This is a genomic window from Streptomyces sp. NBC_00400, assembly GCF_036048035.1.
In the GTDB taxonomy this organism is placed as follows: Bacteria; Actinomycetota; Actinomycetes; order Streptomycetales; family Streptomycetaceae; genus Streptomyces.
Map to the genome: position 1 here is coordinate 7,896,374 of NZ_CP107940.1, position 24,926 is coordinate 7,921,299.

Annotated in this window: 14 protein-coding genes; 6 read left to right on the plus strand and 8 right to left on the minus strand. The window is 67.6% G+C overall.

Translation table 11 applies throughout. The features are described from left to right. Positions 1 to 146 precede the first annotated feature (146 nt). Genes OHS81_RS34620 through OHS81_RS34640 form a run of 5 tightly spaced genes read right to left on the minus strand, consistent with a single transcriptional unit; the run spans position 147 to position 6,381 of the window. Entirely contained in the window at positions 147 to 695 is a 549-nt protein-coding gene (locus OHS81_RS34620) for a cysteine hydrolase family protein (protein ID WP_328389918.1), read from the minus strand. Then, on the minus strand, positions 692 to 1,468 hold the full coding sequence (locus OHS81_RS34625) for an aminotransferase class IV (RefSeq protein ID WP_328389920.1): 777 nt from the start codon (positions 1,466 to 1,468) through the stop codon (positions 692 to 694). The genes OHS81_RS34620 and OHS81_RS34625 overlap by 4 nt, the downstream gene beginning before the upstream one ends. Positions 1,469 to 1,500: 32 nt before the next feature. Continuing rightward, entirely contained in the window at positions 1,501 to 2,976 is a 1,476-nt protein-coding gene (locus OHS81_RS34630) for an AMP-binding protein (protein WP_328389923.1), read from the minus strand. Beyond that, a complete protein-coding gene (gene pabB / locus OHS81_RS34635; RefSeq protein ID WP_328389925.1) occupies positions 2,970 to 5,099 on the minus strand; it encodes an aminodeoxychorismate synthase component I in 2,130 nt (709 codons plus the stop codon). The genes OHS81_RS34630 and pabB overlap by 7 nt, the downstream gene beginning before the upstream one ends. A gap of 40 nt (positions 5,100 to 5,139) precedes the next feature. Beyond that, entirely contained in the window at positions 5,140 to 6,381 is a 1,242-nt protein-coding gene (locus tag OHS81_RS34640; protein WP_328389927.1) for a 3-deoxy-7-phosphoheptulonate synthase, read from the minus strand. Positions 6,382 to 6,779: 398 nt separating this feature from the next. Between OHS81_RS34640 and asnB the strand changes: the two genes are divergently transcribed. The 6 genes from asnB to OHS81_RS34670 all read left to right on the plus strand — a co-directional run bounded on the left by asnB (position 6,780) and on the right by OHS81_RS34670 (position 13,005). Then, positions 6,780 to 8,615 (plus strand): asparagine synthase (glutamine-hydrolyzing), encoded by a 1,836-nt coding sequence (gene asnB, locus OHS81_RS34645; RefSeq protein ID WP_328389929.1) that lies wholly within the window; start codon positions 6,780 to 6,782, stop codon positions 8,613 to 8,615. A gap of 15 nt (positions 8,616 to 8,630) precedes the next feature. Beyond that, positions 8,631 to 9,332, plus strand: a complete 702-nt coding sequence (locus OHS81_RS34650; protein WP_328389931.1) for a methyltransferase — start codon at positions 8,631 to 8,633, stop codon at positions 9,330 to 9,332. Between the two features lie 27 nt (positions 9,333 to 9,359). Then, complete coding sequence (locus tag OHS81_RS34655) at positions 9,360 to 10,301, plus strand: diiron oxygenase (protein WP_328389933.1); 942 nt, start codon at positions 9,360 to 9,362, stop codon at positions 10,299 to 10,301. Between the two features lie 91 nt (positions 10,302 to 10,392). Further along, positions 10,393 to 10,920 carry a hypothetical protein gene (locus OHS81_RS34660; RefSeq protein ID WP_328389935.1) on the plus strand — a complete coding sequence of 176 codons (528 nt, stop codon included), beginning with the start codon at positions 10,393 to 10,395 and terminating at the stop codon, positions 10,918 to 10,920. A gap of 47 nt (positions 10,921 to 10,967) precedes the next feature. After that, positions 10,968 to 11,372, plus strand: a complete 405-nt coding sequence (locus tag OHS81_RS34665) for a transposase (protein WP_328389937.1) — start codon at positions 10,968 to 10,970, stop codon at positions 11,370 to 11,372. Positions 11,373 to 11,832: 460 nt separating this feature from the next. Further along, a complete protein-coding gene (locus OHS81_RS34670; RefSeq protein ID WP_328389939.1) occupies positions 11,833 to 13,005 on the plus strand; it encodes a LuxR C-terminal-related transcriptional regulator in 1,173 nt (390 codons plus the stop codon). A 32-nt stretch (positions 13,006 to 13,037) separates the two neighbouring features. On the opposite strand, the gene OHS81_RS34675 is transcribed toward OHS81_RS34670, so the two are convergent. Genes OHS81_RS34675 through OHS81_RS34685 form a run of 3 tightly spaced genes read right to left on the minus strand, consistent with a single transcriptional unit; the run spans position 13,038 to position 24,910 of the window. Continuing rightward, entirely contained in the window at positions 13,038 to 13,448 is a 411-nt protein-coding gene (locus tag OHS81_RS34675; RefSeq protein ID WP_328389941.1) for a winged helix-turn-helix transcriptional regulator, read from the minus strand. Between the two features lie 5 nt (positions 13,449 to 13,453). Continuing rightward, positions 13,454 to 19,444: a type I polyketide synthase gene (locus OHS81_RS34680; RefSeq protein WP_443058881.1), complete on the minus strand. Its 5,991-nt coding sequence runs from the start codon at positions 19,442 to 19,444 to the stop codon at positions 13,454 to 13,456. A gap of 21 nt (positions 19,445 to 19,465) precedes the next feature. Beyond that, positions 19,466 to 24,910: a type I polyketide synthase gene (locus OHS81_RS34685; RefSeq protein WP_443058810.1), complete on the minus strand. Its 5,445-nt coding sequence runs from the start codon at positions 24,908 to 24,910 to the stop codon at positions 19,466 to 19,468. Between the last annotated feature and the right edge of the window lie 16 nt (positions 24,911 to 24,926).

Here is a 24,926-nt window from a genome sequence, read left to right on the forward strand (position 1 = left end):
CGTGCCGGACACGGCGGCGGGCGCCGGGCGGTACGACGACTTCGGAGCGCCGCGCCCCTTCGCCGTGGGCAGCCAGGAGCCGAGTCACGCCACGGGGGACAGGCCCACCGGCCGCTCTTCGCCCACCGGCCGCTCGTGTGTCCTCGTCAGACCGTTGCGGATGAGTGAGCGGAACCCCACAGGGAGCTCACGGTCGTCAGCTGCTCCGGTCCGATCAGCCGTGCGGCAAGCGCGAGCCCCGCCTCATGGGCCTCGACGCCCGCGTACGTCTGACTCGCGTCGGTGACGATCTGCGGCCTGAAGCCGCGTTCGAAGGCGTCGACGGCCGTCTTCAGCACGCACATCTCCGTCGCTATCCCGCAGATCACGAACTCCGTCCACGTGCGGAGCCGGACCAGCTTGTCCAGTTCCCCGGTGAACGCGGAGTACTGAACCTTGTCCACCACGGCGACAGAGCGGGCTGCGTGGTCCGTGAGTTCGGCGATCAGCTCGTTCTCCGGAGGCGACCGGAATCCTGTCCAGTGCATGAGCCGCTCGTAGGGGGAACCCGGCGGGTTGAGAAACCGGGTGAAGACGACATCCCGCCCGGTGCGCTCCCAGCGCTCGACCAAGTCGACCACCGTGGGCACGATGGAGGCCGTCTCCGCGGTGATGAATCCGTTCTGCATGTCGACGACCACCAGGACTTCGGTCACGCCCGCACCTCGCTGCTCTCGCCGGCCAGCCATTTCTGCCATGCGGGGGCGCGGCGGGCAGGTCCCGGCCGCATCGACGTCCCCACCCAGGACCGCACCGGTCTGATGCCGTGCAGCGCGTTCACCAGCCACACCTCTTTTCCTTCCAGCTCTTCCACCGGTACCTGTCGCTGCCCGATCGGAACACCGAGCTGCGCGGCCCGCTCCTGGATCACCGCCGTGGTGACTCCGCCCAGCACGGGCAGTTCCGGGGACGGAACGCAGAGCCGGTCCCCGTCCCACCACAGCACGCTGGCAAATCCGGCTTCCAGGACCACGCCCGACTCCGTGGTGAGCAGTGCTTCCTGCGCGCCCCTTTCCACCGCTCGCCCGCGCAGCGCGCCGAGTGCGTCGAGGTCGGGTCCCTTCAGATGCGCAGCCGTCCTGGGATCGGTGGTGTCCGACACCCACACCGTCACCTGGCCGCTCCGTGCCGGTGACGGCCGGACCCGCACACGCAGCTCGGCCGGCTCCCCGGCGGACAGCTCCACGCGGGGGAACCAGTCGCCGGCCCGGGGGAGCTTGCCGAGGGCAGCCTGCCAGAACGCTGCTGCGGTCTCCTGGGACACGCTCCCCACTTCGGCACAGCCCCGCAGGAATCGTTGCCGGTGCAGGTCGATGCGGCGCACACGGCCGTCGCTGAGCAGCCAGGAATCGGCCAGCGACAACCGTGTCCGTGCCGCGGGGGCCAGCGGGCCGGCCGGCAGCAAGGAGCCATCCCGCCATAGGAACACCTGGTCCCCTCCCGGGGGCGGGGCCACCTCGCTCACCACTTCCCACTTCTGAGGATGTGCCTGCGCAGCTTCCCGTTGGCCGTGCGGGGGAGTGTGTCCACCAGGTGCACGATGCGCGGGACCTTGTGGGGCGCGAGCCTGTTCCGCGCCAGGGCGACAAGCTCGGCCGGCAGGGAATCAGGCCGGCCGGCCCCTTCCGTGGGGACGACGAAGGCGTGCAGCTGGGTGATGCCTTGGGTATCCGCGAGCACGGTCACGCCGACTTCCTTCACCGCGGAATGATCGCCCAGCACGGCCTCCACCTCCAGCGGGGAGACGGTCACGCCACCGACCATTTCCATGTCATCGGCGCGACCGGTGTGCCGGTAGGCCCCGTCCTTGCCTCGCACCGCGCGGTCGTGGGTGGCGAGCCAGCCGTCCACCAGCGTCCGAGCCGTGTCCTGGGGGCGATTGAGGTATTCCGCCATCACTGTGGGGCCGCTGACCCACAGGTCACCCTCGACCTCGTCGGCAACCGGATTGCCCGCCTTGTCACGTACGTCGAGCCGGTATCCGGGGACGGCGCGGCCGATCGTACCGGGCAGGCAGAAGTCCACTCCGTTGGAACAGAAGGCGTGACCGACCTCGGTCGAGCCCAGTTGGTCCAGCACCGGCGCGGACAGGAACTCGGAGATGCGGCGGCCCAGGCCCGGACGCAGGTTCTCGCCTGCCGACACAGCGGCACGAACGGTGGCGAACACCGAGGGGTCACCGCTGCTGATCAGGTGGGCGTAGGCGGACGGCACGGCGTAGAGCAGGGTGACGCCGTGGCGTGCGATCGCTTCCCGCACCGCCCCCGGCGTCTGCCGGTCGCCGAGCAGCACGACGGAGGAACCGGTGTACAGCGGGAAGGCGAAGGCGTTCCCGAACCCGTAGGCGTAGTACAGCTTCGACAAGGACAGACCGACGTCGTCCGGACCGATGTGGAAGACCTCTTCGCCCACCGCACTCGCATAGACCGCCACGTCCTGGTGGCGGTGTGGCACCCCCTTGGGGACGCCTGTCGTCCCTGACGTGTACTGCACGTAGAGCCGCGCGTCGGGGGCGAGCGGCCGGGGCTCGGTGGCCGGTGCGTGTTCGGCCGTCGTCATCAGGGTCTCGATGTCCAGCACAGCGGTGCCGTCGAAGCCGCCCGCCCGTTCCGCCGTGGTCACCACCAGCGCTGCCTGGCAGTCGTCGACGATGAACCGGTGACCGTCGGCGGTCAGGTCGGGATTGACGATGACAGCGGTTGCGCCGAGGACGGCGGTGCCGAGGAATGCGGTGATCCACCCGATCCCGTCGGGGAGCGCAACCACCACGTGTCCGCCCGCCCGGACCCCGTGATCCGCCAGAACCGTCGAGGCCCTGGCGGCCAACTCGTGCACCTGCCCATGAGTCCAGGTGCGTTCGGCGGTGTGTACTGCGGGGCGGTGGAGCCAGCCCGATCGCGCGGCCCGTTCGGCCAGGTCAGCAGCTATGTTCACCATTGTGCAGTCCTTGTCGGTCCGGCGCCCGGCAGCTCCACCGGCTGCTCGGCCGCAGAGAACAGCGCACGGAGCGGCGCCGCGGCCTTGAGCAGCACCTCCGCGTACTCCTCTTCCGGGTCGGAATCCAGCACGATCGCTCCTCCGGCGCCGATGTGCATCATTCCGTCGGCGAAGACCACCGTGCGGATGACGATGTTCAGATCTGCCGTGCCGTTGCAGGACAGGTAGCCAAGCGTCCCCGAGTAGACACCGCGGGCCTGCGTCTCCAGCCCGTCGATGATCTCCATGGTCCGACGCTTGGGAGCCCCGGTCATGGAACCGCCGGGGAAGCAGGCGCGCACACAGTCCACCGCGTCAGCTCCCGGCCGGAGCTTGCCCCGGACCGTCGAGACGAGCTGGTGGACCGTCGGGTAGCTTTCGATCGCCATGAGCTTGGGCACGTGGACACTGCCCACCTCGCACACCTGCCCGATGTCATTGCGCAGCAGGTCGACGATCATGAGATTCTCGGCTCGGGTCTTGGCGCTGTTGGCCAGTTCGAGCTTGAGTTCGGTGTCCTTCGAGGGCACGGCATGGCGTGGGGCCGTACCCTTGATGGGCTTGGACTCCAGGATCCGCTGCCGGTCCAGCTTCAGGAACCGCTCGGGTGACGAACTCGCGATCTCCAGGTCGCCCAGCCGCAAGAAGGCGGCATACGGCGCCGGGTTGTACCTGCGCAGCCGCCGGTAGAAGTCGAAGGCGTCATCGACGGCGGGGAGCTCGGCGGCAGTGGTCAGGCAGATTTCGTAGCTCTCTCCCGCCACGAGTGCGTCCTTGCACCGGGCGATGTCGTCCAGGTACTGCTTCCGGTCCCGCATCAGCCACGGCTCGACCAGAGCCTCGTCCGTGGCCTCCGTGGTCACCAGCCGCACCGGTTCGGCGGGCGGAAGTTCGCGCAGGGACGTGAGGGTGTCGTCGAGCCAGTGGTTGGCGGACAACTCGCCCTCCACGCTGTTCTCGGCGAGGCACAGCAGGTAGGTCAGGCAGTCATGGTGGTCCACGACAACGAGCCGGTCGGCGAACAGCCAACTGGCGTCCGGTGTCCGGGCCTGGTGACGGTTGGGCGAATTGAGGCTGCCCTTGAGTTCGTAACCGAAGTAGCCCACGTAGCCGCAGGCGAAGTCGAACGGCAGCCCGGCCCGGTCGGTCCGACGCTGCTGGAGCTGGTCCTGAAGGTAGTCGAGAACGTTGCCGGGTATGCGGCGGGGGAGTTGGCCCTGCCGTTCGACGTGCACCACATCCTCGGCGCTGTCATAGCGCACGAACTCGGCCAGCGGGCCGCTGCCGTCACCGAGAAAGGAGAAACGGCCGCGCCCGGGGTCGGTTTGGGCACTGTCCAGCCAGAAGGCCCGTGAGGAGTCGGCGAACAGATGGGAGAAGGCCGACTCGGTGTCCACGGTGGACTCGAAGAGGCTGACGTGCAGTCGGTACTTCGCGTGGTGCGGAACCTCGACGACCGGCGCGGCCGGGCGTGGCCGGCTGGTGATCGGCGCCGGCCGCGGTCGGTGTTCGGCCGTGAGGTCCCGGAAGTTGGCGATGAGCTCCGATCCGAATTCGCTGGCTATCGACTCGGGGTGGAACTGGACTCCCCACAGCGGTCGGTGCCGGTGCCTGAGCGCCATCAGTACGCCGTCCTCGGACCAGCCCATGCCTTCGAGTTCTTCAGGCAACGGTTCCTGCACGCACAGTGAGTGGTACCGCACCGCGGTGAAGTGCTGCGGCAGCCCACGGAAGAGATCCCGCCCGTCGTGACGGACGGTGGTCAGATGGCCGTGTTTGGGGGCCGGAGCGGGCACCACCTCGGCCCGCGAGCCGAGTGCGATCCCCTGGTGCCCGAGGCACACGCCCAGCACCGGCACGGACGCCTCGGCCAGAACGCGCGCGGAGATGCCGAAATCCCGTTCCCTGCCGGGGTGTCCGGGCCCCGGGGAGATGACCACGTTGTCGAACGTGTCCCATGCCGGCGCGCCGCTTCCGGGAGCGTCGTTGCGCACCACCGTCGGCTCCTCGCCGTTGACAACGGCAAGCAGCTGGAACAGGTTGTACGTGTAGGAGTCGTAATTGTCGATCAGCAGAGTCCTCATTGAGGCAGCTCCTCCCGAGCCGTGTGCCCGCCGTTTCGGATCAGTGACGGGCGGCCAGATCTGCCACCGCTTCGGTCACCTGCATCGCCTGCGTGTCGTTGAGACGGGGATCGCACAGCGACCGGTAGCCGATTGCCAGGTCCGCTTCGTTGTCCGGGCCGCCATGGCCGACACACTCGGTCACCTGGTCGCCGGTGACCTCGAGATGCACTCCACCGGGCCACTGACCCGCGCGTCCCAGCACCTCGAAGAACCCGGTGAGTTCGTCGAGTATGTCCTTGGTGTGCCGGGTCTTGATCCCGTGGGAGGTGACGACCGTGTTGCCGTGCATGGGATCGCAGACCCATGTCACCGGGTGGCCCGAACGGCGTGTCACATTGATGAGTTCCGGAAGCCGTTCCCGGACCTGCTGTGCGCCGAGCCGGACGACCAACGTGAGCCGCCCGGGCCGCCGGTGCGGATCGAGGCGCTCGCACAGCTCCAGCACGTCCTCGTTGCGGATGCCGGCACCGACCTTGCACGCGACGGGATTGATCACGGCCGACAGCAGGGACACATGAGCCCAGTCGGGCTGCCTGGTCCGCTCGCCGATCCACGGCAGGTGCGTCGAACCGGCGAACCACTCGCCCGTGACCGGGTCGAACCGGGTGAGCGGTTCCTCGTAGTCGAGTACCAGGGCCTCGTGGCTCGCCCACAAGCGGTCCCGCCCCGACGCGGCGTCGAGCCGGCGCAACCGGTCCAGCACCATGCGAGCGGTCTGGTACGCGGCGAGCATGCGGAAGGGATCGGAGCGCCTGCTCCGGACGTCGGGCTCGGACCCGTTGACCAGCAGACCACGGAAGCTCGGCAACACCGTCCCGTCCACCGTCTCCACGGGCTGCGACCGGGGCTTGGCGAACTGGCCGGCCACCCGCCCGATGGTCAGTGCGGGGAGCTTCAGCCGGGCCGTGACGGTGTCGGCCATCCTGCCGATCAGCCGGTGATCGCTCTCGGCGCTGCGCACCGCATGCCTGCCGAAGGGTTCCGCGCAGGCACCTGCCTGCAGCAGGAACGCTTCGCCGCGCTGCACCTGGGCCATGCGTACGAGCAAGTCCCTGGTCTCGTCGGCGCTGACCAGGGCCGGCAGTGCCGACAACCGCCGCCGGACGGCAAGAGCGGTGGCCGGGTCCGGCCAGTTGGGCTGCTGGGCGGCGGGCAGGGAGCCGGCGGTGGGCGACGTCTTTAACGTGGTCCTTTCCCGTGCAAGGGACCGTTGTTCTCCGATGCGGGTCGAGATCGGCATAAGGCGTGCCACTATTCCCCTCTTCCTGCGTATGAGCCTTGTGACGCAGGCCAAGATTATTGGAACATCCCGTTCAATCCGGATTCAAGTAGGTACCTTGAGGTACGCGAAAGGTGCAAGAGGCTTCACGCGCGGGCACTCAATTGAGTGCGCGGGGGCACTCGTTAAGTGCGCGGGGGCACTCGCTAAAGTCCGCGCGACCTCCCAACCGGGCGCCGGTGCCGCCCGGTTCGGCCATGGCCACGCACCTTGAGGTACGTAGTTGTGCGGCTTCGCTCACGCAGGGTACTTTTCTCACGTATAGCGTCCGCAATTGCGGAATTCCCCGTCGCGCGCAGGCCACCGCTTGCATGGCGCTCCCAGGCCAGCGACCAGCGAACTTTCCAGGAGGACGGCAGATGTGCGGTGTCGCCGGATGGGTCAGTTTTCGTCAGGACCTCTCGCATGAGGAGAATATTCTTGCGGGAATGACCAACTCCATGACCTGCCGCGGCCCCGACGCTTCCGGGCAGTGGCTGTCGAGGCACGCGGCCCTCGGGCACCGACGGTTGTCGATCATCGATCTGCCCGGTGGGACACAGCCCATGACGGTGGATACGCCCGGAGGGCCCGTCACCCTGAGCTACAGCGGCGAGACGTACAATTTCGTCGAGCTGCGCGATGAGCTGTGCAAACGCGGTCACACATTCCGGACCAGGAGTGACACCGAGGTCGTGCTGCGCGGATACCTCGAATGGGGTGCTGCAATTGCGGAACGCATGGTGGGAATGTGCGCCATCGCAGTGTGGGATTCGCGGTACGAGCGGCTCACTCTGATCAGGGACCGCATGGGAACGAAGCCCATGCACTACTACCGGACCAAGGACGGCCTGCTCTTCGGATCCGAACCCAAGGCGATTCTCGCGCATCCTGACGTCAAGCCGGTCGTGGACATGGAGGGAATGCGTCAGCTCTTCAGCTTCTTCACGTCCTCCGAGAACGCGGTATGGGCCGGCATGAAGGTGATGACGCCCGGGACGGTTATCGAGTTCGACCGCAACGGGCTGCGCGAGCACACCTACTGGCAGCTGTCCGCCGAGGAGCACACCGACGACCTGGACACGACGGTGGCCCGGGTGCGGCAGATGGTGGAAGACAACGTGCGGCACGAGCTGGTCGCCGATGTGCCGCTGGGCCTCCTGCTCTCCGGCGGCCTCGACTCCAGTGCGCTGGCGGGGCTGGCCAGTCAGCACCTGACCGCCAAGGGGGAGCGGGCCCGTACCTTCTCGGTGGACTTCCCCGGCCAGAGCGAGAACTTCCAGCCCCATGAGATGGCCGACTCCGCCGACGCGCCGTACGCCAAGGAGATGGCCGCGCACATCGGCTCCGAGCACCACGACATCGTGCTCGACCACCGCAGGCTGTCCGACCCCGACCTCCGACGCTCCGTCGTGGCGGCGTGGGACCTTCCCTGGGGCATGGGCGATATCAACGGCTCGATGTATCTGCTGTTCAAAGCCGTACGTGAGCACGTGACCGTGGCGCTCAGCGGCGAGGCCGCCGACGAGATCTTCGCCGGCCACGTCTGGCACCAGTCGAAAGCCGCGCGGTACGGCAGCACCTTCCCGTGGCACACCACCTGGCTCAAGCGGGTCGACTGCTCCGCCTACCTGACGGGCGAGTTCAACGCCGCTCTGGACTCCGACGCCTACACGGCCGACCGTTTCCAGGAGGCAACCGCGCGCGTGCCGTATCTGGACGGCGAGGACGAGGAACAGCGGATGTACCGGCGGTCGCTGCACCTGGGGCTCAACCACTTCATGCGGGTGCTGGAGGACCGCGTCGACCGGATGGCGATGGCGGTGGGCCTGGAGACCCGGGTGCCGTTCTGTGACTACCGGCTGGCCCAGTACCTGTACAACGTGCCGTGGACGATGCAGACCTTCGACGGCAGGGAGAAGAGCCTGCTGCGCGCCTCGGTCAAGGACGTGGTGACCCGGTCCGTGGTGGAGCGCCGCAAGAGCCCCTACCCGTCCACCCAGGACACGCTGTACGTCGGCGCGCTGCAGGAGCAGGTCAAGCTCCTGCTCAAGGAGCCGAACAGCCCGGTCTTCGACCTGTTCGACCGGGCCAAGCTCGCCGAGGCGGCCGAGCTGTCGCCGCAGCAGATCGCCGGCGCCCCGCGAGCGGCATTCGAGAAGGTCCTGGACCTGGCGGTGTGGTTCGAGATCCGCAACCCGGAACTGCGGTACTGACCGTACGGAGGACCAGTGAGCGACGACCTCAGTCTGACCCGGGGCTACAACCTGCTCCGGATGAACGCAGACACCGAGAACCGTGATTCCACCTTCACCCTGAACGGCCGCGAGTTTGAGCTGCTGGAGGGGGTTTTCTCGCCGACCCTCTGCCCGTCCACGGAGTTCTACGCACAGTGGCTTCCCTACCCCGCGGGCGGCAGTTTCCTGGAGATCGGAGCAGGAGCCGGCGTGATCTCCGTGACCGCGGCCCTCAGCGGTTGTGCTCGGGTGACCGCGCTGGACATCAACGAGACAGCTGTGGAGAACACCAGGCAGAATGTGGCGCGGCACGGTCTCGCCGACCGGGTGCATGTGCTGCACAGCGACATGTATTCCGCACTGGACCGCCAGGCGCGCTTCGACCTGGTGTTCTGGAGTTCCAGCTTTATTGAACCGTCGACGGACTTTGCGCACGAGACTCCCCTGCACCACGCGATATTCGACCCCGGATACGTCATGCACCAGGAGTTCTTGCGGTCGGCAGCCGGCCATCTCGAACCCGGCGGCCGGCTCCTGCTCGGTTACAGCAACATGGGAAATCGCGAACTCCTCACCGAGGTTGCCGACAACGCGGGACTGCGGTTCGAGCAGATACGCGCGGCGCAGCACCCTCAGCTCGCCGATGTCGAATACCAGTTGCTCGAGTTTCATGCGGCGGATCGGCCTGCGAGCTGAAGGAAGAATGGAGACGGGGCGCATCCAGTGAACCGAACAGAAGAATCCGGCTACCGTTCACTTTTCGAACAGTGGGATAACCGGTCCTGGGTGCGCTCGAAACCGCGCAGGAACGGCGCGTTCGCGGGCGAACTGCACTACTTTTCCCCCGACCTGTGCCCGCTGCTCGCTCACCCGGAGGTGCGGGCAGCCCCGGAACAGGTCCGGGAGGAGATTCTGGTGCACTCCCTCTACGTGTACCTGGAGTTCACGGTTCAGCTGGAACTGGGACCGGTGAACGAAACGTGCCTGCTGTTGCACTCACCAGACTTCTGCCCGTGGCTGCCCGCAGAGATGAAGGAAGACCTCCTGCGCATCTACACCGACGAGGCAGCGCACGCGGAGATGTCGCACACCCTGCTGACGACGGTCCGGGATCACACCGGTGTGGCACCGATTCCCCACACGCCGTACTTCCTGCAGGAACTCTCCCGACTGTATGCGGCGGAACTTCCGGTGTACCGGCCCCTGGTGAAGCTGTTTTTTTCCATCGTATCCGAGACGTTGATCACCGGGAGTCTGACCAAGCTGCCGAAGGATCCCTCGGTGCAGCGGGCGGTACGGGAGCTGGCCGCCGACCACGCGACGGACGAGGGCCTGCACCATGCCTACTTCCGGCGTCTGTTCAAGTCGCTCTGGCCGAAGATGCCGGCTCCACTCCAGACCAAGATCGGGGCCATTCTGCCCGAGATCATTCTGGCATTTCTGCGACCTGACGAAGTAGCGATGACGCGTATGCTTTCCTGCTACCCCGACGTCTTTGGAGAGCCGGCGCGCGTGGTGGCCGAGACCGTGGAATTGCCATGGGTCCGCAAAAGCCTTGTCGACAATGCGACCCCCACACTGAGGATGCTGGCCCAGGAAGGTGCGTTCTCCGACCCGGCGATCTCCGCAGCGTTCGACAAGCACGGTCTGCGCCAGAGCGCATGACCCATCGGCTGCGGGCGTACGGAGCCGGGCAGGTGGCCCTTCGCGTCGGCAGGCGCGTCGTCGTCCCGACCCGCAGAGGCAGGAGACCGTGGTGATCAACGACTACATACTCGCTCTACTGTCCGCACCGCCGGCGAACGCCACGGAGTTCACCAACGCGCAGCCGGCGTTGTGGATGGACAACTTGCGGAGGTGGCTCGACCGCGCCGCCGAATTGGACCACAGCTTCCGCTTCGACGAACCCGTCCAGGATCAGGACAACCGACGGCTCCGCCTGAGGACCCGTCTGCCCATAGCGTCCAGCACGGACTTCGTGCTCCACACGTCGGCCGGCTTCGACGAGCCCACTCCCTCTCGCGCCGGCCCGGCAGACTGCGACCTTGTCGTCCATTTCCTGTGCGTGGCGAATCGGCCCGCTGCGCCACCGTCACAGCCGCGCGAACACCCCTGCGCACCGTGGGCCGGTCGCCAGGGCCTCCTCATCGTGGAGCCCGGCTGGGCGGCCGCCGTGCTCATGGCGCACTCGGCCCCGTTGTTCTGGGGCGCGTCAGCGCGCGAGGAGAACAGATCGCTGCTGGACAGTATGCGTCCCGGCGCCGACGGCGCAGGAGACCCGTGAACCGCGTCCACGTCACGTGTTAAAAGAATCTGAAGCCTTGTGATGGTGTGAGTACTCGACCCTGGATTGTGGACGACGCCTTGTGGGCGCTGATCGAGCCGTTACTGCCGCCCTGGCCCGAGCGGTCGCCAGGGCCACGACCGGTGGCGGACCGGCTCTGCCTGCAAGGCATCCTGTACGTCCTCCACCACGACATCGCCTGGCAACTGCTGCCTCTGGAGCTGGGGTTCGGCTCCGGACAGACCTGCTGGCGCCGCCTGGAGCGATGGCAGCAGGCCGGCATCCTCGACCAACTGCACCGCATTCTGCTCGCCGAGCTGCACGCGGCCGGCCAACTCGACTGGTCACGGGCCTCCGTGGACAGCCCCCACATCCGCGCGAAAGAGGGGATGCGGACACAGGTCCGTCGCCGGTCGGCCGGCGCCCGACGGGCGGCAAACACCGCCTCCTGATGGTGAGTCACCGGGCTGGTGATGCCTGAAACGCCACCGGATTCGGAGCCCTTTGGCCCGGAGGGGTTCACCAGCCCGGTGTCGTGGTGGCGGCATCCTTCCCGTCATCTCCCGCAAGGGCGCGCCCCGGACAGCAAAGGCGCGGGCAAACTCCGCTACGTCGTCGAGCGGGCCTTCGCCCTGCCTCACCACGTCAAACGCCTCACTGTCCGCTGGGAACCGCACCGAACTCCACGGCGTCTTAGTCTTTTTGGCCTGCAGTGTCATCTGCAGGCGACACGCCAAGAAAGCCGACTCATGATCGTGTTACAAACTCTTGGGAAGTGATAACGTTCCGAAGGGTCGGGGGATTCGCCACACTTGGAGCAGGGTCATGCAAGTTTACCCTCATCGTACCCTTCGCGAGACGCGTCACATTCCGCCCGCGGATTGCCCCACCTGGCAGTGCATGCAGTCCTCGATGGAGAAATGGGTTAACGGCCAGCCGAAGCAAGCTTTAAATTCGGCCCGGGAAGCCGCACGCCGTGGAATTCACTGCACATCCGAATGGGATGTCCCACTGCAGGCCGAGATATGGCTCGCCACACTGGCCATCACCCTGCGTCAAGACAGCGAAGCCGAACGCAGTATTGCCGCTGCCGAGCGTTCCGCTGTGGTAACCGGCAATCACCGGCACCACGCCGTTCTCCAGCTTCTCCGAGCCGCTATGAACTGGAACCTGGGCAGGGTTTCCACCGCTCTCGAGCAGGCGCAGGCAGTCTTGGAAGCCCCTGAGGAGACGGCGAAAAGCTGGAAACCATACGCCCGTGTTCTCCTGGCCTTGGGCGCGCTGAGACGGGCAGACCTGCGCACCGCCGGCGCATATGCGCGGCAGGCCGCAATGGACTGGGCACTCGGCAACACCTACGGCCCGGCCTGTGCGTGGATGGTGGTGCAGACAACAGAGGCGGAGCACGGGGCGGAGGCGGCTGTCCCCCTGGTGGACCAGCTCATCTCACCGGGCCAGGCCCGCGAGAGACTTCTGCTGACGGATCCGGCGGCCGCAGCGTGGCTGGCACGCTTCATGGTGCTCCGCGATGGGAGAAACGCCGAAGCGATCGCGGTCACCGCCCGGACGCTCTCCACTCGCAGCGGGGGTCTGCCGGCGCTGGAGGCCGCCGCCCGCCATGCCGAAGGGCTGGTCCACCGCAGCGCCGCGGATCTGCTCTTCGCCGCCGACCATCACCCCGATCCTTGGGCCGCTGCCTCCGCGCGGGAGGACCTCGGAGTGATGCTCGCTGCACAAGGGGCCTCGGGCCGGGCCATCGCGGTGCTGGAACACGCCGCGAGCGGGTATCTCACCGCACAGTCCCCCAGAGACGTGGCCCGGCTCGAGCGCAGGCTCCACCGGCTCGGCCGCAGCTGCGACCACGCGGTCCGGCCCGAGGAACCCGGCACGGGAATCCGGGGTCTGACGAAAACCGAGACCGCCGTGGCCGAGCTGGTCGCACTGGGACTTTCCAACGCTCAGGCCGCCCAGAAATTATTCATTTCCCGGCATACCGTTGCCCATCACTTGCGGAGCATCTTCAAGAAGCTCCACATATCGTCTCGTGTCGAGCTTGCCCGTACCTGGATGGAAAGCTGCCGATAGAAGGCCGGGAACGGTGCTCCGTCGTGCGCACCCTACTCTCTCATGAATTCCATCTCCCGCTTCGTCCAGTCGAAGTCGGTCCGCGCGCTGACTATTTTCTGCTCGTGCTCGTCAAGCCATTCCCTGACACCGTTGACGAGTTGGAGCAGGGTCATTCCCAGCTCGGTCAGTTCGTATCCGACCAATCTGTCGGCGGAATTCCTCGACGAAGTGAGGGGGCCCCTGACGTACCCGTCACGCTGAAGCTTGTGAAGCGTTTCGATGAGCACCTTGTGATTGATTCCTTCGAGCCTCCGGGTGAGCTCGTTGAACCGGCGCTTACCTCCGTCTAATTCGGCCATCACCTCAAGTGACCACCTTGCGGAAAGGGTGCACAGGACTTCCTTGATGGGAATCTCCGTGCCTTTCTGCATCGGCGTTGATTCATGGATTGACTGTGTCACTGGGATCACCGCTTATTGCTGTGTCGATCACTGTTGATCACTTGGGAAGTGCATTTTCGAAGCCAGTCCTCAACGAGACCGGCTGCGATGTCGCTGTGCTGTTCCAGCATGGTGAAGTGGTTGCCGGGAACATCCAGCGCGACATGGTCCAAGGTCCAGGAGGTCCGCCACTGATCTCCGTCCGTCTCCGCCTCCTGGACCATCGATTCCGATGCCCGCAGGAACAGGGTGGGCGCATCGACGACGGTGGGCTTCCACCCTTGGAACAACCTCAGATACGCGCCCATCGCGGTCAGGCGGGTGTCGTCGACCGGAACATGTACGGTGTCGCGCTCGAGAATCGCCGAGATCAATGCGGGGGCGATGGTGTCCCGGTCGTCACCTTCGGACAGATCAAGCACGTCCGCCAGCACCACCCCTGTCGGCCCCGTCCCCTGTGCCTCCAGGTGTGCGGCCAGCGCGTGGGCCAGAATGCCGCCGGTGGAGTGGCCCAACAGCACGAACGGCTCCGTGAGGCGGGCCTCTCCGAGCCCTGAGGCCAAGGCTTCCAGCACAGCCTGCCGAGTTGCCGGCACCTGCTCCTCACGGCTGAAGCCGGGCAGGGGCAGCGCCCACACATCGCGTTCGCCCCGGAACGGAGCGGCCAAGCGGGCGTACTGGTGCGGCCCTGACACTGCCAGCATCGAGGGCACGCAGATCACGGCAGGTCCACGGCCACCTTCGCTGAGCCGCACAGGATTGCTCGCCACGCCGGTGTGGAAGGCGGGCCTGAACTGCGACATCTCGGTGAGCAGTGCCAGGAACGCCCCTGCCTGGCGGGTGTCGGCGGCCTGCCGGAGCAATGTGCCCATCATGAAAGCTGATGTGTCGGGGGCGGGCGCCCGCTCGGTGAGTTCGTTCCGCAGGTGTTGGGCGAGTGCCATGGGTGTGGAGTGGTCGAAGAGTGCCGCCGGTGCAAGGCGCAACCCTGTTGCCGCGGTGAGTCCGTTCCGCAGTTCGACGGTGGTCAGAGAATCGAAGCCCAGCTCAAGGAACTCCCGGTCTGCCGGGACGTCGTGCGTGGGGCCATGTCCCAGAACCGCGCGGATGTGGGTGCGCAGCAGGTCCAGCAGAACCAGGTCCTGCTGGTCAGCCGGCTTTCCGGCCAGCTGGTCGGACAGGGACGGCCCCGGGCCGGCCGCGACGGCTCGGCGTCCACGGGAGACGAGCCCCTTCAGCAGGGCGGGTGCCGCGACGTCAGTGTCGTCGGCGCGTCGCACGGTGGCCAGGTCCAGCCGGATGGGCACCATCACCGGTTTGCCCGTCGCCCGCGCCGCGTCGAACAGCGCGAGACCCTCCTCGTCGGACAGGGGCCGCACACCGGAACGACTCATCCTGCGCACGTCGACCTCCGCGAGGTCCCGGGTCATCGCACCGCTCTGTTCCCATGGCCCCCAGGCGAGCGAGAGCGCCGGAAGACCGGATGCGTGGCGCTGCTCCGCCAGCGCGTCCAGCATCGCGTTGGCGGCTGCGTAGTTGCCCTGGCCCGGTCCGCCGAAGATGCCCGCGGCGGAGGAGAACATCACGAACGCGGACAGGCCGAGGTCCCGGGTCAGCTCGTGCAGGTGGAGAGCGCCGTCCACCTTGGGTCGCAGGACCTGGCTCATGTGCTCTTCGGTCAGTGCCGGGACGACAGCGTCGGCCAGCACACCTGCGGTGTGCACGACGGCGGTGAGCGGCCGGTGCTCGGGCACAGCCCGGAGCACTGCCGACAGTGCCGCGGAATCGGCCACGTCGCAGCGCACCTGGACGATGGTGCCGCCGAGCGCGGTCAATTGCTCACCGAGCGCCTGATCCGGGTCGCTTCTGCTGACGAGCAGAAGGTTACGCACGCCGTGCTCGACCAGGAGATGCCTGGCCAGCAGCCTGGCCAGCGCGCCGTTGCCTCCCGTGATCAGCGTCGTGCCGTCGCGGTCCCAGGCGGTGGCCTGCCCGAGGTCCCGCCCTGCCCTGGCCAGCCGGCGCGCGTGCGCCACACCGGCCCGGATCACCAACTGCGGCTCGGCCGAGGTCAGCGCCGCCGGAACCGCGGTGGCGGAGGCATCGTGCTCGTCCACGTCGACCAGGGCGAACCTGCCGGGGTTCTCCGATTGGGCCGAACGCACCAGGCCCTGGACCGCGGCTGCTGCGAGGCCGGACCGGTCGTCCGTGCTCCGCGTAAGGAACACCAGGCGGGCGGCGGCGAGTCGTTCGTCGGCCAGCCACGCCTGGAGCAGGGCCAGTGTCCTGGCCAGGGCGGTCCGAGCGGTGTCCGCCCGCGGTACCTCGACGATCACCGCCTCCGGCACCGCGGTCCCGGATCCGATCTCCGCGACCAGCGCGGCGAGGTCGGGCAGCGAGCGTGCTCCGGTGGGCAGTTCGCCGGACCCGAGCTGCACACAGGAAACCGGAGCCGCTGTGACCTGCTCCGGCACCAGGTCCACCTGGAACAGCGCGTTCGAGTGGCCGCTGGACAGCGTCGGGACAGGCCGGGCCGTCAGGGACTCGGCCGCCGCCACCGCCCGCCCGGAGGTGTCGGTCACCAGCACCGACACCGATGCCGGTCCCGTGCGGCGCAACCGTACGCGCAACGCCCTGGCACCCGTGGCGAACAGCGACACTCCCGTCCAGGCGAACGGCAGTGCCCCGTCCCCGCTCGCGATGTGCAGCGCCGCGTCGAAGAGCGCCGGGTGCAGCCCGAAGGAGCCGGCCTCGTCGTGGCGCTCTTCGGGCAGACCGACCTCGGCGAACAGATCGTCTCCTTGCCGCCAGGCCGCGCGCAGTCCCCGGAACGCCGGACCGTAGTCGAACCCGTCGTCGGCGAGCCGGTCGTAGAAGCCGCTCAGGTCAACCGCGGTCGCCGACGCCGGCGGCCACTGCGCCAGCTCCTCGGTCCCGGCATCGACGGCGTGTGTCAGGACACCACTGGCGTGGCGTGTCCAGACGCCGGGCTCGGTACTGCCGTACACCCGCACTTCCCGCCGGCCGGCCTCCTCGGGCCCGACGGACACCTGGAGTTCGACCTGGTCCTGTTCGCCCAATGTCAGCGGTGTTTCGAGGGTCAGCTCCTCGACCGTGGGGCTCCCGGCCTGGTCGCCCACGTACAGCAGGAGATCGACGAAGGCCGTTCCGGGCAGCAGGGCTGTGCCGTGGACGAGGTGATCGGCCAGCCAGGTGTGCGTCCGCAGCGACAGGCTGCCACTGAACACCAGCGTGTCCACATCATGGGCGAGGTGTACCGAGTTGGCGAGCAGGGCGTGGCCGAGCAGGTCGGCACCCCGTGGCGCGCCGGGCGTGTCGGCCAGCCAGTAGCGCCGGTGCTGGAAGGCATAGGTCGGCAGTGCCTGCCTGCGGGTGTCCGTGTCCTCCCAGAAGGCGGGCCAGTCGACGCGCACACCATGGGTGTGCAGCCGGGAAACGGCGGTGACGATGCTCTGGGGTTCCGGCCGGTCCGCACGCAGCGCGGTGGCGAACACCGTTTCCTCGACGTCGTACAGGCAGTCCTGCCCCATTCCGGAAAGCGCCCCGCTCGCGCCCAGCTCCAGGAAGGCGCGCACGCCTTGGGAGGCAAGCCGGCGCATGCCGTCGTGGAATCGCACGGCTTCCCGCACGTGCCGGGCCCAGTAGTCCGGAGAGGACAACTGATCGGCAGTGGCAAGAAGCCCCGTCACATCCGAGACCACCGGGATCCTGGGTGGGTGGAACGTCACGCCCGCGGCAACGCGTCGGAACGCGTCGACCATGTCATCCATATGAGCCGAGTGGAAAGCGTGGGAGACCCGCAACCGCTTGGTCTTGCAGCCACGGCGTTCGAACTCCTCCTTGATGTCGAGCACCGACTGTTCGTCACCGGAGATCACCACGGCCGATGGTCCGTTGATCGCGGCGATGGACACCCGGTCGCCGGCCGCGGCCACGAGCGGAGCGACTTGGTCCTCGGAGGCTTGGAGGGCAACCATCGCCCCGCCACGGGGGAGAGCTTGCATCAGCCGCCCGCGAGCCGCCACCAGTGCGCACGCGTCCGGCAGCGAAAGGCATCCGGCGACATGGACGGCAGCCAGTTCGCCTATCGAGTGGCCCAGCAGGAAGTCGGGCTTGAGGCCCCATGAATCGACCAGCCGGAAAAGGGCCACGGAGAGCGCGAACAGCGCCGGCTGGGTGTAACCGGTCTCATCGAGGAGCGATGCCGCTTCCGAGTCGGGTGCCGCGAACATCACCTGACGCAGCGGGACGTCCAGGTGGGGGTCGAATGCGGTGAGGACCGAGTCCAACGCCTCGGCGAACACCGGGAATTCCTCCGCGAGCTGCTTTCCTGCCTCCAGCCGCTGGCTTCCCTGCCCAGGGAACAGGAACGCCGTCCGTCCTGCACGAACACTCGTGGTCTTGGCAGTCCCGAGCGCTGCCAGCAAGTCATCCCGGGTCTCTCCCACCACCATGGCCCGGTGCTCGAAGTGGGCGCGCCCCGCGGCGAGGGTGTAGCCGATGTCGGCGGGGTCGAGTTCGGGGTGGGCTTCGAGGTGGGTGCGCAGGCGGCTGGTTTGGTCGCGTAGTGCGTCTGGGCTGCGGCCGGACAGCAGCCATGGGACCACGTGGCCGCTCGTGCGGGTGGGCGGTGGTGCTGGTGGTGCTTGTTCGATGATGACGTGTGCGTTGGTTCCGGAGACGCCGAAGGAGGAGATGCCTGCGCGGCGTGGTCGGTCGGATTCGGGCCATGCCTGTGCGGCGGTGACGAGTTCGACGCCTTCGCCCCACTGCACATGTGGTGAGGGGGTGTCCACGTGCAGGGATGCGGGTACCACGCCGTGTTGCATGGCCTGGACCATCTTGATCACGCCTGCCACGCCGGCGGCGGCCTGGGTGTGGCCGAGGTTGGACTTCACCGACCCGAGCAGCAGCGGGGCGCCGGAGCGCTGTCGGCCGTAGGTTTCCACCAGGGCGCCGACCTCGATCGGATCGCCCAACCGCGTCCCGGTCCCGTGCCCTTCGACGACATCCACGTCACCGGGCCCCAGTCCGGCACTCGACAGCGCCTGGCGCACCACCCGCTCCTGGGCCCGTCCGCTGGGCGCGGTCAGTCCGTTCGAGGCGCCGTCCTGGTTCACCGCGGAACCCCGTACCACCGCGAGCACCCGATGACCGTGCCGCACCGCATCGGACAACCGCTCCACCACCAGCACACCCACCCCCTCGCTCCAGCCGGTGCCGTCAGCCGCCGCGGCGAACGACTTGCACCTGCCGTCCCGGGCGAGCCCGCGTTGGCGGCTGAACTCCACGAAGATGCGCGGGTGGGACATGACGGTGACACCGCCCGCCAACGCCAGGGAGCACTCACCGGAGCGCAACGACTGCACCGCCCAGTGCAGCGCCACCAACGACGACGAACACGCCGTGTCCACCGTCACCGCGGGCCCCTCGAGCCCCAGCACATACGACACCCGACCGGAGGCCACGCTGCCCGCTGTGCCGATGCCGAGGTACCCCTCGATCTCCTCGGGCAGTGTGCCCACCCCGGAGCCGTAGTCGTGGTACATCACCCCGGCGTACACGCCGGTGCTGCTTCCGCGCAGTGCGAGGGGATCGATCCCGGCGTCTTCGATGGCTTCCCAGGACGCCTCCAGCAGCAACCGCTGCTGCGGGTCCATCGCCAGTGCCTCCCGCGGTGAAATGCCGAACATTTCCGCGTCGAAGTCACCCGCACCCGCCAGGAATCCGCCCTCGGCGGTATACGAGGTGCCTGCCACGTCCTCGGAACTGAACAACTGGTCCAGATCCCACCCACGGTCGTCGGGGAACGCGGACACGGCGTCCCCGCCCGACATGAGCAGCTTCCAGAGGTCTTGGGGGGTCTGCACACCGCCGGGGTAGCGGCACGCCATCCCCACGATGGCCACCGGCTCGTGCTGGGCGTCCTCGACCTCCTTGAGACGGCGACGGGTCTGCCGGAGATCGGTGGTCAGCCGTTTGAGCGTGTCGAGGATCTTCTTGTCGTCAGCCATCGGCTACTTCGTGTCCTCTCCTGCTGAGAGGCCTTCGAGTTCGTCCTCGGCGAGATCGAGCATTTCGTCGATGGTCGACACGTCCAGGTCGGCGTCGGCGTCGTCGGATTGTTCGGGCAGCCAGGCTGCGGCCAGTTCTCTCAGGCGGCGGACCAAGGCTTCGTGCCGGGCGTCACCGGGGGGTGTGCGCCGCAGTTCGGCCTCGACCTCGTCCAGCCCGTCCCTCGTGGGGCTGTCCTGGCTCTCGAGTATCCCGGCGAGCAGGTGCTCGGTGAGCGCCGACGGCGTCGCGTAGGTGAAGACCACAGTGGTCGGCAGTCGCAGGCCGGTCGCAGTGACCAGACGATTGCGCAGCTCTACGGCGGTCAGCGAATCGAATCCCAGGTCCATGAAGGCCCGTTCCGGATCGATCGCCGCCGCTTCGTCATGGCCCAGGACGGCAGCCACCTCCGCCCTGACGAGTTCGTTCAGCGCCGGCGCCCGCTCGGATTCGGGAAGCGCCGCCAGCCGTGCTGCCGACCAGCGTTGGTCGGGCTCGGCCGCTGTGCGACGCGTGGGCACCCGTACCAGGCCCTGGAGTACGGAAGGAACACCGATGTGTCCCGCCTGGGCACGTAGCGACGAGAGGTTCAGCTTCATCGGCAGCACGGCCGGGGCGTCCAGCGCCCGCGCGAGGTCGAACAGGGCCAGACCTTCCGCGGTGGACAGCTCCGTGACGCCGGCACGTTCCAACCGCCGTACGTCGGTGTCACCGAGGTGTGCGGTCATGCCGGTGCGCTGGGCCCAGAATCCCCAGGCCAGGGCGATTCCGGGCAGCCCCTCCTCCCGTCGGCGCAGTACCAGAGCATCCAGAACCGCGTTGGCGGCGGCGTAGTTGCCCTGGCCCGGTCCGCCGAACACCGCTGACGCGGAAGAGAAGAGGATGAAGTCCGCCAGGTCGAGCCCCTGAGTGAGCAGGTGCAGGTTGAGCGCCCCGTCCACCTTGGGGGCCAGCACCGCCGACACCTGTGCGGGCGTCATGTCCGTGATCAGGGCATCGTCAAGTACCCCGGCGGCGTGTACGACAGCGGTCAGCGGATGCGCTCCGGGCACCGCCGACAGCACCTCGGCCAACGCGTCCCCGTCCGCCGCGTCGCAGGCCACGATGGTTGCCTCGGCACCCAGCTCCTGCAACTCCGCCTTCAGCTCTTCGGCGCCTTCCGCGCGCGGGCCGCCGCGGCTCAGGAGAAGGAGGTGCCGGACGCCGGACTCGGTCACCAAGTGGCGTGCGAGCTCAGCGCCCAGCACACCGGTACCACCGGTGATCAGCACGGTCCCCTCCGGGTTCCATGCCCTGCCGGTCCGTTGACCGCTCGCGCTCGTCCTGACCAGCCTGGGTACGAACAGCTCTCCCCGGCGCACTGCCACCTGTGGCTCGCCGGATTTCACCACGGCGGGCAGCTGCTGGTAGTCCTCGTAGGTGTCGTCGGCCTCGACCACGACAATCCGGTCACCGTGCTCGGACTGGGCGGAGCGCACCAGCCCCCACACGCCGGCGGCCGAGAGCGCCGACGTCCGGCCGGTGAGGAGTACCAGCCTGGCATCGGCGAACCGATCCTCGGACAGCCAGGTCTGCAGCATGTCCAGCGTGTGCAGTACGGCGGCTCGCACGGCCACCGTGTCATCGGGATCCCTCAGAGGGACAGGGACGACCACGACGCCAGGTGCGGCACGGCCGGCGCCGATGTGCGCGGCCAAGTCCTCGAAGGTCTCGTAGGAGCGGTCTGCCACCCCGGTGTCCACCAGCGCGCCGGACTGCGGTTCCACGTCGCCGACGACGACCCATGGGCCGGTGTCCTGCATCGGCTCGCGGACGCCGAGCTTCGTCCACTCCAGCCGGAACAGTGACTGCTCGCCGGCGGACCGCAGGAGGTCGAGTTGCTTGGCGGGTGCCTCCCGTACCAGCAGGGAATCCACCGACAGTACGGGCCGCCCGGCCGCGTCGCTCGCCACCAGCGCTACGGCGTCGGCGCCCTGCGCGGTCAGATGCACGCGTAGCGAGGTGGCACCGGTCGCGTGGAGCGAGACGCCGTTCCAGGAGAAGGGAAGCATGATCTGGCCGGAATCCGAGCCCGTATTGAGCAGTCCGCCTGCCACCGCCGCCTGGACCGCCGCGTCGAGCAGGGCCGGGTGTGACTGGTACGCGTCCGCCTCCGGCAGGCACTGCTCAGGGAGTTCCACCTCGGCCAGGACGGCTTCGCCGTTTCTCCACACCGACCGAAGCCCCTGGAATGCGGGACCGTAGTGGAAGTCGTCGGCTGCCAGTTGTTCGTACAAGCCCGCGATGTCGACCCGCTCCGAGCCGGGAGGCGGCCACGCGGCGTTGTCGACGGCGACGTTCTCCGTACCGGCCGACAATGTTCCGACCGCGTGCCGTGTCCACCCTTGGTCGATATCGGCGCGACGGGAATGGACGCTGACCGAGCGGCGCCCGTCGTCGCCGGACGCGCCGATCACGAACTGGATGTGCACCTCCGTGTCCTCGGGCAGCACGAGCGGCGTCTCGAATGCCAACTCTTCGATCCGGTCGCAGCCTGCTTCCTCTGCCGCGTAGAGCGCCATCTCGACGAACGCGGTTCCCGGCAGCAGCACGGTTCCCAGCACGGCATGGTCGTTGAGCCAGGAATGCTCACTTGCGGACAGGGTGCCGGAAAACACCAGCCCGCCTTCGGGCTGCGCCAGTGCGACGACATCGGTCAGCAGCGGATGGGCTGTCGAAGCGTCCTTCGCGGACACGTTCTCGAGCCAGTAGTGGTGGTGTTGGAAGGGGTAGGTGGGGAGTTGGATGCGTTGGGCTGTTTGGTCGGTGAAGGCGTTGTGCCAGTTGATGTTGACGCCGTGGACGTGGGCTTCGCTGAGTGAGGTGAGGAAGCGGTCCATGTCTCCGTCGTCGCGTCGGAGGGAGGTCAGTGTGATGGCGGGGGAGTCGGGGTGGTTTTCGAGGGTGTCCTGTAGTCCCATGCCGAGGACGGGGTGTGCGCTGATTTCGATGAAGGTGTCGCGTCCGTCGTCGAGGAGTCGGTGGGTGACTTCTTCGAAGCGGACGGTGTGTCGCAGGTTGCGGGTCCAGTAGCCGGCGTCGAGCGTGAGGGTGTCGATGGGTGTTCCGGTCACTGTTGAGTAGAAGGGGATGGGTGAGGAGGAGGGCTGGAGGTCTGCGAGTGAGGTGGTGAGTTCTTGTTCGATGCCATCGACGTGGGCGGAGTGGGAGGCGTAGTCGACGGCGACCATGCGGGCGTGTGTGCCTTCTGCGGTCCGTGTGGTGACGAAGTTTTCGACGGCGTTGACGTCGCCGGAGATGACGACTGATCGTGGGCCGTTGACGGCGGCGACCGAGAGTCCTTCCAGGCCGGTGAGGTGTTCGCGGACCTGGTCCAGTGGCAGGGATATCGAGGCCATGGCGCCGGAGCCGGCGAGTTTGTCGCGGATCAGCTGGCTGCGTAGTGCGACGATGCGGGCGCCGTCGTTGAGGGAGAGTGCGCCTGCGACGCAGGCTGCTGCGATTTCTCCTTGGGAGTGGCCGGTTACTGCGGAGGGGGTGACGCCCATGGACTGCCATAGTGCTGCCAGGGAGACCATTACGGCCCAGGAGGCGGGCTGGACGACGTCGACGCGTTCCAGCATGGAGGCGTTGCCGAGGACTTCGGACAGGGACCAGTCGACGAAGGGGGCGAGTGCTTGCTCGCATTGGGCCATCGACGCCGCGAATACCGGGGAGGATTGCATGAGGGCTTGCCCCATGCCGACCCATTGCGCGCCTTGTCCGGGGAACACGAAGACCACTTCACGGTGGGCGACGGCTGTCCCTTCGGCCACCCATGTGGTGAGGTCTTGGTTCATGGCCACGGCGCGGTGCTCGAAGTGGGCTCGTCCGACGGCGAGGGTGTAGCCGACGTCGACGGGGTCGAGTTCGGGGTGGGTGTCCAGGTGGGTGCGCAGGCGGTCGGCCTGGTCCCGTAGTGCGTCCGCGGTGCGGCCGGACAGCAGCCATGGGACCACTTGGCGGCTCGTGCGGGTGGGCGGTGGTGCTGGTGGTGCTTGTTCGATGATGACGTGTGCGTTGGTGCCGGAGACGCCGAAGGAGGAGATGCCTGCGCGGCGTGGTCGGTCGGATTCGGGCCATGCCTGTGCGGCGGTGACGAGTTCGACGCCTTCGCCCCACTGGACATGTGGTGAGGGGGTGTCCACGTGCAGGGATGCGGGTACCACGCCGTGTTGCATCGCCTGCACCATCTTGATCACGCCTGCCACGCCGGCGGCGGCCTGGGTGTGGCCGAGGTTGGACTTCACCGACCCGAGCAGCAGCGGGGCGCCGGAGCGCTGTCGGCCGTAGGTTTCCACCAGGGCGCCGACCTCGATCGGATCACCCAACCGCGTCCCGGTCCCATGTCCTTCGACGACATCCACGTCACCGGGTTCCAGTCCGGCACCTGCCAATGCCTGGCGCACCACCCGCTCCTGGGCCCGTCCACTGGGCGCGGTCAGCCCATTCGAGGCGCCGTCCTGGTTCACCGCGGAACCCCGTACCACCGCGAGCACCCGATGACCGTGCCGCACCGCATCGGACAACCGCTCCACCACCAACACACCCACGCCCTCAGCAAACCCAGTCCCATCAGCTGCCGCGGCGAAGGACTTGCACCTGCCGTCCGGGGCAAGGCCGCGCTGCCGGCTGAACTCCACGAACCGTGAGGGTGAGGACATGACGGTGACACCGCCCGCCAACGCCAGGGAACTCTCACCGGAGCGCAACGACTGCACCGCCCAGTGCAGCGCCACCAACGACGACGAACACGCCGTGTCCACCGTCACCGCGGGCCCCTCGAAGCCCAGCGCATACGACACCCGACCGGACAGGACGCTGGCGGCGCTTCCGGTTCCCAACTGCGCTTCCAGCGCGGCTGGGTAGCGCCTCAGCCGGGAGGCGTAGTCCTGCCCGTTGGACCCGATGAACAGGCTGGTGTCGCTTTCCCGCAGTGTGAAGGGGTCGATCCCGGCGTCTTCGATGGCTTCCCAGGACGCTTCGAGCAGCAACCGCTGCTGCGGGTCCATCGCCAGCGCCTCCCGCGGAGAGATGCCGAAGAACTCCGGATCAAAGTTCTTGGAATCCTCCAAGAACCCTCCGTGCCGGGTATAGCTCGACCCCGCTTTTTCGCTATCGGGGTTGAACAGTGTGTCGATGTCCCAGCCTCGGTCCTCCGGAAACCCGGACACCGCGTCCCGTTCGGAGATCACCAGGTTCCACAAGTCAGCAGGGCTGGCCACTCCACCGGGGTAATGGCAAGCCATTCCCACGACTGCCACCGGCTCACGACTGTTTTCGACAAGCTCGCGATTTCGTTGTCGTAGACGTTCGCTTTCCTTCACAGATGCGCGTAGTGCGTTGATGAGCTGCTGTTCAGACATCATTACCCCAGGCTCGTGA